General features: G+C 55.5%; 13 protein-coding genes. 10 read left to right on the top strand and 3 right to left on the bottom strand.

Translation table 11 applies throughout. The annotated features are described in order from the left end of the window. Positions 1 to 123 precede the first annotated feature (123 nt). Genes tatA through tatD form a run of 4 tightly spaced genes read left to right on the top strand, consistent with a single transcriptional unit; the run spans position 124 to position 2,495 of the window. The gene (gene tatA, locus HII27_RS23205; RefSeq protein WP_035894425.1) at positions 124 to 378 is read left to right on the top strand and encodes a Sec-independent protein translocase subunit TatA; all 255 of its coding nucleotides are present in this window, start codon (positions 124 to 126) and stop codon (positions 376 to 378) included. A 3-nt stretch (positions 379 to 381) separates the two neighbouring features. Next, positions 382 to 903 carry a Sec-independent protein translocase protein TatB gene (gene tatB / locus HII27_RS23200; protein ID WP_185669746.1) on the top strand — a complete coding sequence of 174 codons (522 nt, stop codon included), beginning with the start codon at positions 382 to 384 and terminating at the stop codon, positions 901 to 903. 2 nt (positions 904 to 905) lie between these two features. Next, positions 906 to 1,670, top strand: coding sequence for a Sec-independent protein translocase subunit TatC (tatC, locus tag HII27_RS23195; protein ID WP_185669745.1), 765 nt, complete (start codon positions 906 to 908; stop codon positions 1,668 to 1,670). 30 nt (positions 1,671 to 1,700) lie between these two features. Then, positions 1,701 to 2,495 (top strand): 3'-5' ssDNA/RNA exonuclease TatD, encoded by a 795-nt coding sequence (tatD, locus tag HII27_RS23190; protein ID WP_185669744.1) that lies wholly within the window; start codon positions 1,701 to 1,703, stop codon positions 2,493 to 2,495. A 1-nt stretch (position 2,496) separates the two neighbouring features. Here the strand turns inward: tatD and rfaH are convergent, their stop codons facing one another. After that, entirely contained in the window at positions 2,497 to 2,985 is a 489-nt protein-coding gene (gene rfaH / locus HII27_RS23185; protein WP_185669743.1) for a transcription/translation regulatory transformer protein RfaH, read from the bottom strand. 162 nt (positions 2,986 to 3,147) lie between these two features. On the opposite strand from rfaH, the gene ubiD reads away from it, so the two are divergent. Together ubiD and fre are read left to right on the top strand one after the other, a co-directional pair. Continuing rightward, on the top strand, positions 3,148 to 4,626 hold the full coding sequence (ubiD, locus tag HII27_RS23180) for a 4-hydroxy-3-polyprenylbenzoate decarboxylase (RefSeq protein ID WP_185669742.1): 1,479 nt from the start codon (positions 3,148 to 3,150) through the stop codon (positions 4,624 to 4,626). An 87-nt stretch (positions 4,627 to 4,713) separates the two neighbouring features. Continuing rightward, positions 4,714 to 5,415, top strand: coding sequence for an NAD(P)H-flavin reductase (gene fre / locus HII27_RS23175; RefSeq protein WP_185669741.1), 702 nt, complete (start codon positions 4,714 to 4,716; stop codon positions 5,413 to 5,415). A 175-nt stretch (positions 5,416 to 5,590) separates the two neighbouring features. Here fre and fadA read toward each other — a convergent pair whose 3' ends face one another. Both fadA and fadB read right to left on the bottom strand, forming a co-directional pair. Beyond that, positions 5,591 to 6,754 (bottom strand): acetyl-CoA C-acyltransferase FadA, encoded by a 1,164-nt coding sequence (gene fadA, locus HII27_RS23170; protein WP_185669740.1) that lies wholly within the window; start codon positions 6,752 to 6,754, stop codon positions 5,591 to 5,593. Positions 6,755 to 6,763: 9 nt separating this feature from the next. Beyond that, positions 6,764 to 8,953: a fatty acid oxidation complex subunit alpha FadB gene (fadB, locus tag HII27_RS23165; RefSeq protein WP_185669739.1), complete on the bottom strand. Its 2,190-nt coding sequence runs from the start codon at positions 8,951 to 8,953 to the stop codon at positions 6,764 to 6,766. 191 nt (positions 8,954 to 9,144) lie between these two features. Between fadB and pepQ the strand changes: the two genes are divergently transcribed. Genes pepQ through hemG form a run of 4 tightly spaced genes read left to right on the top strand, consistent with a single transcriptional unit; the run spans position 9,145 to position 13,130 of the window. Continuing rightward, the gene (pepQ, locus tag HII27_RS23160) at positions 9,145 to 10,476 is read left to right on the top strand and encodes a Xaa-Pro dipeptidase (protein WP_185669738.1); all 1,332 of its coding nucleotides are present in this window, start codon (positions 9,145 to 9,147) and stop codon (positions 10,474 to 10,476) included. Continuing rightward, positions 10,476 to 11,090 (top strand): IMPACT family protein, encoded by a 615-nt coding sequence (locus tag HII27_RS23155; protein ID WP_185669737.1) that lies wholly within the window; start codon positions 10,476 to 10,478, stop codon positions 11,088 to 11,090. Before pepQ ends, HII27_RS23155 begins: the two co-directional genes overlap by 1 nt. Positions 11,091 to 11,132: 42 nt before the next feature. Beyond that, entirely contained in the window at positions 11,133 to 12,584 is a 1,452-nt protein-coding gene (gene trkH, locus HII27_RS23150; protein ID WP_185669736.1) for a Trk system potassium transporter TrkH, read from the top strand. A gap of 12 nt (positions 12,585 to 12,596) precedes the next feature. Next, the gene (gene hemG / locus HII27_RS23145) at positions 12,597 to 13,130 is read left to right on the top strand and encodes a menaquinone-dependent protoporphyrinogen IX dehydrogenase (RefSeq protein ID WP_185669735.1); all 534 of its coding nucleotides are present in this window, start codon (positions 12,597 to 12,599) and stop codon (positions 13,128 to 13,130) included. Positions 13,131 to 13,392: the final 262 nt, after the last annotated feature.

Below are 13,392 nucleotides of genomic sequence, written 5' to 3'. Positions count from 1 at the left end.
AGCTGCGTCAAGGCGGCAAGTGAGTGAATCCCCTGGAGCTTACATCAGTAAGTGACTGGGGTGAACGAACGCAGCCAACGCAGAGGCGGCTTGAAGGATGAAGTGCATATCAGAGGGATATGTATGGGTGGTATTAGTATTTGGCAGTTGCTGATTATCGTCGTTATTGTGGTTCTGCTTTTCGGGACTAAAAAGCTGAGCTCACTGGGATCCGACTTAGGTTCGTCTATCAAAGGCTTTAAGAAAGCCATGAGCGATGAGGACGACACCAAAAACAAAGCGGACCAGGATGCAGATTTCACTGCAAAATCAATCACTGATAAGCAGGAAAGTGCAAAGAAAGACGAAGCGAAACGCCACGACAACGAGCAGGTGTAATTCGTGTTTGATATTGGTTTCAGTGAACTGCTGCTGGTGTTTATTATTGGCCTCGTTGTGCTGGGGCCAAAACGCTTGCCGGTAGCAGTGAAGACGGTTGTTGGCTGGATACGCGCGCTGCGCTCTCTGGCGACAACCGTACAAAACGAGCTGACGCAGGAGCTTAAACTCCAGGAATTTCAGGACAGCCTGAAAAAAGTGGAGAAAGCGAGTCTGGATAACCTGACGCCAGAACTGAAGGCCTCTATGGATGAGCTGCGTGAAGCGGCAGAGTCGATGAAGCGTTCTTACACGGCGCACGATCCTGAAAAGGCGAGCGACGAGGCCAATACCATCCATAATCCGGTGGTGAAGGAGAAGGACGCTGCGCAGCCTGAAGTGGCTGAGCCACACGTCGATGAGCCTAAAGCGCCGTCCGCTGAGGCGCCCGCGCCTGACGCCGAGGCAGTAAAGCCAGCAGAGAAAGAAAAAGCCCCTGCGGCCGTTGTTCCTGATTCATCCCCCGCATCGAGTGATAAACCGTAAATATGAGCGTAGAAGATACTCAACCGCTGATCGCTCATTTGATTGAGCTACGTAAACGCCTGCTCAACTGCATCATTGCGGTCATCGTGATTTTCCTGGCGTTAGTCTACTTCGCCAATGACATCTATCAGATGGTCTCCGCCCCGCTGATCAAACAGATGCCGGCTGGCGCGACGATGATTGCCACCGACGTGGCGTCACCGTTCTTCACGCCGATTAAGCTGACCTTTATGGTCTCGCTGATCCTTTCCGCACCGGTCATTCTCTACCAGGTATGGGCGTTCGTTGCGCCTGCGCTGTACAAGCATGAGCGCCGTCTGGTGGTACCGCTGCTGGTCTCCAGTACGCTGCTGTTCTATATCGGCATGGCGTTCGCCTACTTTGTGGTGTTCCCGCTGGCATTTGGCTTCCTGACCCATACCGCGCCGGAAGGGGTGCTGGTCTCGACCGATATTAAAAGCTACCTCGATTTCGTCATGTCGCTGTTTATTGCGTTCGGCGTGTCGTTTGAGGTGCCGGTGGCGATCGTGCTGCTGTGCTGGGTGGGCGTGACCACGCCGGACGATCTACGCAAAAAGCGTCCGTACGTGCTGGTTGGCGCATTCGTTGTTGGCATGTTGCTGACCCCGCCGGATGTGTTCTCGCAAACGCTGCTGGCGATTCCGATGTACTGTTTGTTTGAGGTGGGGGTCTTCTTCTCTCGCTTCTACGCTGGGAAGCGACTCACGCGTGATGAAGACGCGGAAGAAGAACAAACTGAAGAATAATCACCAACCGCCCGCCAGGGCGGTTGTCATATGGGAGTGATGATGTTTGACATTGGGGTCAATCTGACCAGTTCGCAGTTTGCTCGCGACCGTGATGACGTGGTGGCACGCGCTCGCGCCGCCGGTGTACACGGTATGCTGTTAACTGGCACCAACCTTCATGAAAGCAAAGCGGCGCAACAGCTGGCTGAACGCTTCGATTGCTGCTGGTCCACCGCCGGTGTACATCCGCATGACGCCAGTAGCTGGTCGTCAGAAGTGGCAGAGGCTATCTATACGCTGGTTAATAAGCCGGAGGTAGTGGCGGTGGGCGAGTGTGGCCTCGATTTTAATCGTAACTTCTCTACCCCGGCTGAACAGGAAGCGGCGTTTACCGCACAGCTGGCAATGGCTTCCGAGCTCGGAATGCCGGTATTCCTGCACTGCCGCGATGCGCATGACCGTTTTCTCACTCTGCTGGAGCCGTGGCTCGACCATTTACCTGGCGCCGTGCTGCACTGCTTTACCGGAACGCGGGATGAGGCGCAGGCGTGTCTCGATCGCGGATTGTCGATTGGTATTACCGGCTGGGTATGTGATGAACGTCGTGGGCTGGAGCTGCGTGAGCTGCTGCCGATGATCCCGGCGGATAGGCTACTGCTGGAGACGGATGCGCCGTATCTGTTACCGCGCGATATGACCCCGAAGCCTGCATCAAGACGCAATGAACCGGCTTATGTGACGCATATTCTTGAACGAGTTGCCGGTTGGCGGGGTGAAGAGGTGCAATGGCTGGAAGCCGTCACAGACAATAACGCCAGACGGCTGTTTAATATCCACTTTTAGCTTAGGCTTTGCGGAAGTCGGTGTTTTTGACGCTCTGCTTAATTTGTTTGTTTAGCAGGTTAAGCAGCAGCATGGAGCGCGCTTCTCCGTCCGGTTCGGAAAAGATAGCCTGAAGTCCCTCGAACGCCCCTTCGGTAATGACGACGCTGTCGCCTGGGTACGGCGTTTCTGGGTCGGTAATATCGTCAGGTTGGTAGATGGATAGCTGGTGAATCACCTCAGGTGATACCGTCGCCGGCTGCGTACCAAAACGAACAAAGTGGCTGACGCCGCGAGTGGCGTTGATGGTCGTCGTATGGATAACTTCGGGATCAAACTCGACGAACAGGTAGTTCGGGAATAGAGGTTCACTGACCGACGTACGCTTCCCGCGCACCATTTTCTCAAGCGTAATCATTGGCGTCAGGCAATTGACGGCCTGCCGTTCCAGATGTTCCTGAGCACGCTGAAGCTGCCCACGCTTGCAATACAGTAAATACCAGGCTTGCATAATGACTCTTCCCAAAGTTTAGCGCGCAAGCATAACAAAAGTAGGGCTAAAGCGCGATGTTGAATGTCGCTGCTTAAATTTACTCTAATTTAACAAAAATACAGCATCACAGGACCATTCGCCGTATACTAGGGCGCTTACCAGGAGGCCAAGAATTACCCCATGAAATACCATGACCTACGCGACTTTCTGACATTACTTGAACAGCAGGGCGAATTAAAGCGCATTAGCCTCCCGGTTGATCCCCATCTGGAAATTACCGAAATTGCCGACCGCACGCTGCGTGCCGGTGGCCCCGCGCTGCTGTTTGAAAATCCTAAAGGTTATGACATGCCGGTGCTCTGCAACCTGTTCGGTACGCCCAAGCGCGTTGCGATGGGGATGGGGCAGGAAGATGTCAGCGCACTGCGTGAAGTGGGTAAACTCTTAGCCTTTTTGAAAGAACCTGAACCGCCAAAAGGTTTCCGCGACCTGTTCGATAAACTGCCGCAGTTCAAGCAGGTGCTGAACATGCCGACCAAACGCCTGCGCGGCGCCCCTTGTCAGCAAAAGATTATCTCCGGCGATGACGTTGATTTGTCCCGCATTCCGGTGATGACCTGTTGGCCGGAAGATGCCGCACCGCTGATCACCTGGGGTCTGACGGTAACCCGTGGCCCGCATAAAGAGCGGCAGAATCTGGGTATCTATCGCCAGCAGGTGATTGGCAAAAACAAACTGATTATGCGCTGGCTGTCGCATCGCGGCGGCGCGCTGGATTTCCAGGAGTGGTGCGCGGCGCATCCGGGCGAACGCTTCCCCGTATCTGTTGCCCTTGGGGCCGATCCGGCGACCATTCTGGGCGCGGTGACGCCGGTGCCGGATACGCTTTCCGAGTATGCTTTCGCGGGCCTGCTGCGCGGTACCAAAACGGAAGTGGTGAAGTGTATATCCAACGATCTGGAAGTGCCTGCCAGCGCGGAAATCGTGCTTGAAGGGTATATTGAGATTGGCGAGATGGCGCCGGAAGGCCCGTACGGCGACCATACCGGCTATTACAACGAAGTGGATAGCTTCCCGGTCTTTACCGTCACGCATATTACCCAGCGTGAAGATGCTATTTATCACTCCACCTATACCGGCCGTCCACCGGATGAGCCGGCGGTGCTGGGCGTGGCGTTGAACGAAGTCTTCGTGCCTATCCTGCAAAAACAGTTCCCGGAGATTGTTGATTTCTACCTGCCGCCGGAAGGGTGTTCCTATCGCCTGGCCGTCGTCACCATGAAAAAACAGTATGCGGGGCATGCAAAACGCGTAATGATGGGCGTATGGTCGTTTTTACGCCAGTTTATGTACACAAAATTCGTGATTGTCTGCGATGATGACGTCAACGCACGCGACTGGAACGATGTGATATGGGCGATTACCACCCGAATGGATCCCGCACGGGATACGGTTCTGGTCGAGAACACGCCGATTGATTATCTGGATTTCGCCTCGCCGGTTTCTGGCCTGGGGTCGAAAATGGGCCTGGATGCCACCAATAAATGGCCTGGGGAAACCCAGCGCGAATGGGGCCGTCCTATCAGGAAAGATCCCGCCGTTACGGCGCGTATTGATGAAATCTGGGACGAGCTGGCCATTTTCTCCGACGATAAATGATAATGATATCCTTTGAGTCCTCCACGCCGCGGACAACGCATCCGCAGCGTGAAGTGTGATGAGGAAAAGACCCGACAGAGGGAGCGCATGACAACCTTAAGCTGTAAAGTGACCTCGGTGGACGCCATTACCGATACGGTATATCGCGTTCGTTTAGTACCCGAAGCTGACTTCTCATTTCGTGCCGGGCAGTACCTGATGGTGGTGATGGATGAGCGCGACAAACGTCCGTTCTCCATGGCCTCTACGCCGGATGAAAAGGCGTTTATTGAGCTGCATATTGGCGCGTCAGAACTGAATCTGTACGCCATGGCGGTGATGGATCGTATCCTCAAAGAACGTGAAGTGGTTGTCGATATCCCGCACGGCGAAGCCTGGCTGCGTGAAGAAGACGATCGTCCGTTAGTGCTGATTGCTGGCGGTACCGGGTTCTCTTACGTCCGTTCTATCCTGCTGACCGCACTGGCGCAAAACCCGAACCGCGAAGTGGCGATTTACTGGGGCGGCCGTGAAGAGAAGCATCTGTACGATCTCTCTGAGCTGGAAGCGCTGTCGGTGAATCACCCGAATCTGCGTGTGGTGCCGGTCGTTGAGCAACCGGAAGAGGATTGGCGCGGGCGCTCTGGTACCGTGCTGACGGCGGTGCTGCAGGATTACGGTACGCTGTCGAACCACGATATTTATATTGCCGGTCGTTTTGAAATGGCCAAAATTGCCCGTGATCTGTTCTGCAACGAACGTCAGGCGCGTGAAGATCGTCTGTTCGGCGATGCGTTTGCCTTTATCTGAAAGGCAATAAAAAACCCGCCCCTGACAGGCGGGAAGAACGGCAACTAAACTTTGTTGTGGTTGCATGCTGGATAAAACGCGGTGCGTTGTTTTCTGGCATGGGTGCCGGGGGCGTTGCGCTTGCCTGGCCGACAATAACGATATACTGCGCGCCCTGACTTTCGGGGCGCGTTTTTTATACGCGCTCGATAACCGTCGCGATACCCTGACCTAACCCGATGCACATGGTTGCCAGACCAAACTGGACATCCTTGCGCTCCATCAGGTTTAGCAGGGTGGTGCTGATACGCGTACCGGAGCACCCGAGGGGGTGGCCCAGCGCGATCGCGCCGCCGTTCAGGTTGATCTTCTGGTCGATCTGCTCCATCAGCCCCAGACCCTTAATGCAAGGTAGGATCTGTGCGGCAAACGCTTCGTTCATCTCAAACAGGTCAATATCGTTCGCGGTCAGACCGGCTTTCTTCAGCGCCAGCTTCGAGGCCGGAACCGGGCCGTAACCCATAATCGACGGGTCGCAGCCGACCACCGCCATCGAACGAATACGCGCGCGTGGCGTTAAGCCCAGCTCGCGAGCGCGGCTTTCGCTCATCACCAGCATGGCGGAAGCGCCGTCGGAGAGGGCGGAAGAGGTGCCTGCGGTTACCGTACCCGTCACCGGGTCGAAGGCCGGTTTCAGCGTGGAGAGCGCTTCAACGGTGGTCTCCGGACGAATCACCTCGTCATAGTTAAACTGCTTCAGTACGCCATCTGCGTCATGGCCGCCGGTCGGAATGATTTCATTCTTAAAGGCACCTGATTGTGTTGCAGCCCAGGCGCGGGCATGGGAGCGGGCGGCAAACGCATCCTGCATTTCACGGCTAATACCGTGCATACGGGAGAGCATTTCTGCCGTCAGGCCCATCATACCCGCGGCTTTCGCCACGTTACGGCTCATGCCCGGATGGAAATCGACGCCGTGGCTCATCGGCACGTGGCCCATGTGTTCCACGCCGCCTACCAGACAAACCTGTGCGTCGCCGGTCATGATCATACGGGCCGCATCGTGCAGCGCCTGCATGGAAGAACCACACAGACGGTTCACGGTAACTGCCGGGACCGAATGGGGAATTTCCGCCAGCAGCGATGCGTTACGGGCGATGTTAAAGCCCTGCTCCAGCGTCTGCTGTACGCAGCCCCAGTAGATGTCGTCAATGGCCGCCGCTTCCAGCGCGGGGTTACGCGCCAGCAGGCTACGCATCAGGTGCGCGGAGAGATCCTCAGCGCGCACGTTACGGAACGCACCGCCTTTGGAGCGGCCCATCGGGGTACGAATTGCATCAACAATAACAACCTGTTCCATCGTGACTCCTTAAGCCGTCTTCAGCTCACCAGCCGGGCGGGCTGGCTCAACCGGTGGATAATACGCGTCGTTATGGCGCGCTTTGTCGCGCAGGCCGGCCGGGACTTCATACAACGGGCCGAGGTGCTGGTACTGCTGCGCCATATCGAGGTACTTCGCGCTGCCGAGCGTATCCAGCCAGCGGAATGCACCGCCGTGGAACGGAGGGAAGCCCAGGCCGTAGACCAGCGCCATATCGGCTTCTGCCGGGCTGGCGATGATACCTTCTTCCAGGCAGCGCACCACTTCGTTGACCATCGGGATCATCATACGGGCAATAATCTCGTCGTCGCTGAAATCGCGCTTCGGCTGGCTAACGTCTGTCAGCAGGCTATCGACCGCTGAATCTTCTTCCTTCTTCGGCTTGCCCTTGCTGTCTTCTTTATAACGCCAGAAGCCCAGGCCATTTTTCTGGCCGTAACGGCTTGCCTCGAACAGCGCATCGATAGCGTCGCGATAATCTTTCTGCATACGCTGCGGGAAACCGGCGGCCATGACCGCCTGTGCGTGGTGCGCGGTATCAATACCCACTACGTCGAGCAGGTAAGCTGGGCCCATTGGCCAACCGAACTGTTTCTCCATTACCTTATCAACCTTGCGGAAGTCCGCGCCGTCGCGCAGCAATTGGCTGAAGCCGGCAAAGTATGGGAACAGCACGCGGTTAACGAAGAAGCCAGGGCAGTCGTTCACCACGATAGGCGTTTTGCCCATCTGGCTTGCCCAGGCGACCACTTTCGCAATGGTGCTTTCTGAGGTTTTCTTACCGCGGATGATTTCGACCAGCGGCATACGGTGCACCGGGTTGAAGAAGTGCATGCCGCAGAAGTTCTCCGGGCGCTCCAGCGCATCGGCCAGCTCACCGATGGGAATGGTCGAGGTGTTAGAAGCCAGCACGGTATCCGGGCGTACTTTCTGCTCGGTTTCTGCCAGTACTGCTTTTTTCACCTTCGGATTTTCCACTACGGCTTCAACGACCACATCAACACGGTCGAAACCGGTGTACTCCAGCGTCGGCTGAATGGTTGAAATCACGCTTGCCAGCTTCAGACCGTTGATTTTGCCGCGCTCAAGCTGTTTGTTGAGCAGCTTGCTGGCTTCGGTCATGCCGAGGGTCAGCGACTTTTCATTTATATCCTTCATAATCACCGGCACGCCTTTCCAGGCGGACTGGTAAGCGATCCCGCCACCCATGATGCCCGCACCGAGTACGGCGGCATGTTTTGGCGGTTCGATGTGTTTGGTCAGTTTCTTCGCCTGGCCTTTTACGTATTGGTCGTTGAGGAAAATACCGACCAGCGCACGGGCCTCATTGGAGTGGGCCAGTGGAACAAAGCTTTTGTTTTCCAGATTGAGCGCTTCTTCACGGCCAAAGCGCGCCGCGGCTTCAATCGTTTTCACCGCCGTGATCGGCGCCGGGTAGTGTTTGCCCGCCGTTTGCATCACCATCGCTTTGGCGATAGAGAAGCTCATGGTGGCTTCAATCTTGCTGAGCTTCAGCGGTTCAAGCTTCGGCTGACGCTTGGCTTTCCAGTCGAGGTCGCCATTAATCGCCTGACGCAGTACCGCCAGCGCGCCATCGACCAGTTTTTCCTGCTTAACGACACCGTCCACCAGGCCAATCTTCAGCGCCTGATCGGCACCGACATCTTTACCGGCGGCGATGATTTCCAGCGCGCTATCGGCACCCAGCAGGCGAGGCATACGAACCGAGCCGCCGAAGCCTGGCATGATTCCCAGCTTGGTTTCCGGCAGGCCGATACGCAGATCTGGCGTTGCCAGACGGTAGTCAGTGGCCAGCACGCATTCGCACCCGCCGCCCAGCGCATAGCCGTTGACGGCAGAAATGGTGGGGACCGGCAAATCTTCCAGACGGTTGAAGACGCTGTTGGCGAAGTGCAGCCACTGGCTAAACTGTTCTTCTGGCACCAGGAACAGTGAAAGGAATTCGGTGATATCCGCGCCGACAATAAAGGCCGCCTTTTCAGAGCGCAGCAGCAGCCCCTTCAGCTCTTTTTGTTTTTCGAGGACGTCGAGCGCCTGGCCGAGGCTGGCTACGGTTGCGGTATCTAATTTGTTAACTGAGCCAGGGGCATCGAACACCAGTTCGGCAATGCCATCTTCCAGCCAGTTGAGGTACAGGGTGTCGCCTTTGTAGAGCATGTCAGTCTCCTGAATCCAGCAAAGTTATCTGGTCATACCAGATAATCAGGAGTGTGTATTTTGTGTTAAATAAATGCAAATAAGACTTTAAATATTTGCTGGTCGGATCACGTCCGGCGGAAATCACGCAGGGTGGGAGAGGTGTGCTAATATGCGGTGACTAAAGGGTAAAAAAATCAGAAGGGTAAATAATGGAATCACTGGCCGCACTCTATAAAAATCATATTGTTACCTTACAAGAGCGGGCACGTAACGCACTCGACCGTTTCAAGCTTGATGCGCTGCTTATCCACTCTGGCGAGCTGATGAATGTTTTTCTGGATGACCACGCGTACCCATTCAAGGTCAACCCGCAGTTCAAAGCCTGGGTGCCGGTTACTCAAGTACCAAACTGCTGGCTGCTGGTAGATGGCGTCAACAAACCTAAGCTGTGGTTCTATCTGCCGGTGGACTACTGGCACAACGTTGAGCCACTGCCGACCTCGTTCTGGACGGAAGACGTTGAAGTCATTGCGCTGCCAAAAGCAGATGGCATTGGCAGCCAGCTGCCCGCTGCGCGCGGCAACATTGGCTATATCGGTCCGGTTCCGGAGCGTGCGCTGGGCTTAGGCATTGCCGCGAACAACATCAACCCGAAAGGGGTGATTGACTACCTGCACTACTATCGCGCCTATAAAACCGATTACGAGCTGGCCTGTATGCGCGAAGCGCAGAAGATGGCGGTGAACGGCCATCGTGCGGCGGAAGAAGCTTTCCGTTCCGGCATGAGCGAGTTTGATATTAACCAGGCTTACCTGACAGCCACCGGTCATCGCGATACCGATGTGCCTTACGGCAATATCGTGGCGCTGAATGAGCATGCATCCGTGCTGCACTACACCAAGCTGGATCACCGCGCGCCGTCTGAAATCCGCAGTTTCCTGCTGGATGCTGGAGCAGAGTACAACGGTTATGCCGCTGACCTCACCCGTACCTGGGCGGCGCACAGCGACAACGACTTTGCGCAGCTCATTAAAGACGTGAATACCGAACAGCTGGCGCTGATTGCCACCATGAAGGCGGGCACCAGCTACGTGGATTACCACATCCAGTTCCACCAGCGTATTGCCAAACTGCTGCGTAAGCATCAGATCGTGACCGACATGAGCGAAGAAGCGATGGTCGACAATGACCTGACCGGGCCGTTTATGCCGCACGGTATTGGTCATCCGCTGGGCCTGCAGGTGCATGACGTTGCCGGCTTTATGCAGGATGACACCGGCACGCATCTGGCCGCACCGTCTAAATACCCGTACCTGCGCTGCACTCGCGTGCTGCAACCGGGCATGGTGTTGACCATCGAACCGGGCATCTACTTTATTGAGTCTCTGCTCGCGCCGTGGCGTGAAGGTCAGTTCAGCAAGCACTTCAACTGGCAGAAAATTGAAGCGCTGAAGCCATTTGGCGGCATTCGTATTGAAGATAACGTGGTTATCCACGAGAACAATATCGAAAACATGACGCGTGACCTGAAACTGGCGTAATGGAAAGCTGGCGAATACCGGCCGAGCCGGTCACCTTCGTTGAAGAGATAAAGAAGAGCCGTTTTATCACCCTGTTGGCGCACACCAACGGGGTAGCGGCGGCGAAAGCGTTCGTTGAGTCGGTTCGCGCCGATCACCCGGATGCCCGCCACCACTGCGTGGCGTGGGTCGCGGGCAGGCCGGATGACTCGCAGCAGCTTGGCTTCTCAGACGATGGTGAACCGGCGGGAACGGCCGGTAAGCCGATGCTGGCTCAGCTGATGGGCAGTGGCGTCGGTGAAATTACCGCCGTAGTGGTTCGCTACTACGGCGGCATCTTGTTAGGCACTGGCGGGCTGGTAAAAGCCTACGGTGGCGGCGTACAGCAGGCGCTCAATCTGCTGACAACGCAGATCAAAACGCCGTTAACCGAATATACTCTGTTATGTGAATACGGGCAGCTCGCGGGTATCGAATCGTTGGTTGGGCAATATGCCGGGCAGATTGTTGCCAGCGATTATCAGGCGTCGGTTCAGCTCCGTATCGCGCTTCCGCAGGCAAAAGTGCATGATTTTTCCGCGAGACTGGCGGATTTTAGTCGTGGTTCATTGCAATTGTTAGCGATTGACGAATAATCCCCCTCCTGACTTTTTTGATTATCAAAGGACGCGCCGGAAATGCATTTTCGTGCCATTACTCGAATTGTTGGACTTCTGGTCATCTTATTCTCGGGGACAATGATCCTCCCGGGATTGGTGGCTCTGATTTACCGCGATGGCGCCGGGCGCGCATTTACTCAAACCTTTTTTGTTGCGCTGGTGATTGGTTCGCTGCTGTGGTGGCCGAACCGCCGGGAGAAGGGTGAACTGAAATCCCGTGAGGGCTTTCTGATCGTCGTCCTGTTCTGGACGGTGCTGGGCAGCGTGGGTGCGCTACCGTTTATCTTCTCCGAACAGCCGAACCTGACGGTTACCGATGCGTTCTTTGAATCGTTCTCGGGTTTAACGACCACCGGGGCGACTACGCTGGTGGGGCTGGATTCATTACCTCACGCTATCCTCTTCTATCGACAGATGCTGCAGTGGTTCGGCGGTATGGGGATCATTGTGCTGGCGGTAGCTATCCTGCCTATCCTTGGCGTCGGTGGGATGCAGCTATATCGAGCAGAAATGCCCGGGCCGCTGAAAGACAATAAGATGCGCCCGCGAATTGCCGAAACAGCGAAAACGCTGTGGCTTATCTATGTGCTGCTGACGGTAGCCTGCGCGCTGGCGCTGTGGTTTGCCGGAATGCCCGCGTTCGATGCGATTGGACACAGCTTTGCGACCATCGCCATCGGCGGCTTCTCCACTCATGATGCCAGCGTTGGTTTCTTTAATAGTCCCACCATCAACACCATTATTGCTATCTTCCTGCTGATCTCCGGCTGTAACTACGGCCTGCACTTCTCTTTATTAAGCGGGCGCAGCCTGAAGGTGTACTGGCGTGATCCGGAATTCCGCATGTTTATTGGCGTGCAACTGACGCTCGTGGTTATCTGTACCCTGGTGCTGTGGTTCCATGACATCTATAGCTCGGCGGTGACGACGCTGAACCAGGCGTTCTTCCAGGTGGTCTCGATGGCGACGACAGCGGGCTTCACCACCGACAGCATTGCGCGCTGGCCGCTGTTCCTGCCGGTTCTTCTTTTATGTTCGGCCTTCATCGGCGGCTGTGCGGGTTCAACGGGCGGTGGCTTGAAGGTCATTCGTATTCTGCTGCTGTTCAAGCAGGGGAACCGTGAGTTGAAGCGCCTTGTTCACCCGAATGCGGTCTACAGCATTAAGCTGGGTAACCGCGCGCTGCCGGAACGTATTCTCGAAGCGGTATGGGGGTTCTTCTCCGCCTATGCGCTGGTTTTCATTATCAGTATGCTGGCGATTATCGCCACCGGCGTGGATGACTTCTCGGCGTTCGCCTCCGTCGTGGCGACGCTGAATAACCTCGGTCCTGGGTTGGGCGTGGTGGCGGATAACTTTGCCAGCATGAATCCAGTGGCGAAGTGGATCCTGATTGCGAACATGCTGTTTGGTCGTCTTGAAGTCTTTACGCTGCTGGTGTTGTTTACCCCAACATTCTGGCGCGAATAACAGGAGTCAGCGTTGAAAACATTAATGCTCTTTTCTACCCGTGATGGGCAGACGCGTGAAATTGCAGCCTATCTCTGCTCGCAACTGAGTGAGCAGGGTATTGATACCGCGATGGTGAACCTGAACCGTACGGAAAGTATTGATTGGCAGCTGTATGACCGGGTAGTGATTGGTGCTTCGATTCGCTACGGTCATTTCCATCCTGCGCTCGACCGTTTTGTAAAAAAACACACTGCGGCGCTGCAGGCAATACCGAGTGCGTTTTTCGCCGTAAACCTGGTGGCGCGTAAACCAGAGAAGCGTTCTCCGCAGACCAACAGTTACACGCGCAAGTTTCTGCTGCGTTCTCCGTGGCAGCCAGATGCCTGTGGCGTGTTCGCGGGCGCACTGAGATATCCTCGCTACCGCTGGTTTGACCGCGTGATGATTCGCCTCATTATGAAGATGACCGGCGGTGAAACGGATACCAGTAAAGAAGTGGTGTATACCGACTGGGAGCAGGTGGCCGGTTTTGCCAAAGAAATAGCGCAACTTTCGCGCAAATAGGGCGCTAATTCGGCGTATTGCCTGGAAATTGAGCGAACGAAAAGTTTTTTCAGAATTATGCTTGCGGGATCTCAATTACTCCCTATAATGCGGCCCCACTGAGACGGAACAACGGCAAACAAGCCGCCGGGTCAGCGAGATTCTCCTGAGAATCTCGATAGAGAAAAGCGAAATTAAACGCTTGACTCTGAAAGAGGAAAGCGTAATATACGCCACCTCGCAACAGTGAGCGAAAGCCGTGTTGCACTGCTCTTTAACAATT

This window comes from Kluyvera sichuanensis (genome assembly GCF_014218705.1).
GTDB lineage: Bacteria > Pseudomonadota > Gammaproteobacteria > Enterobacterales > Enterobacteriaceae > Kluyvera > Kluyvera sichuanensis.
This window is presented reverse-complemented; position numbering and strand designations above follow the sequence as displayed.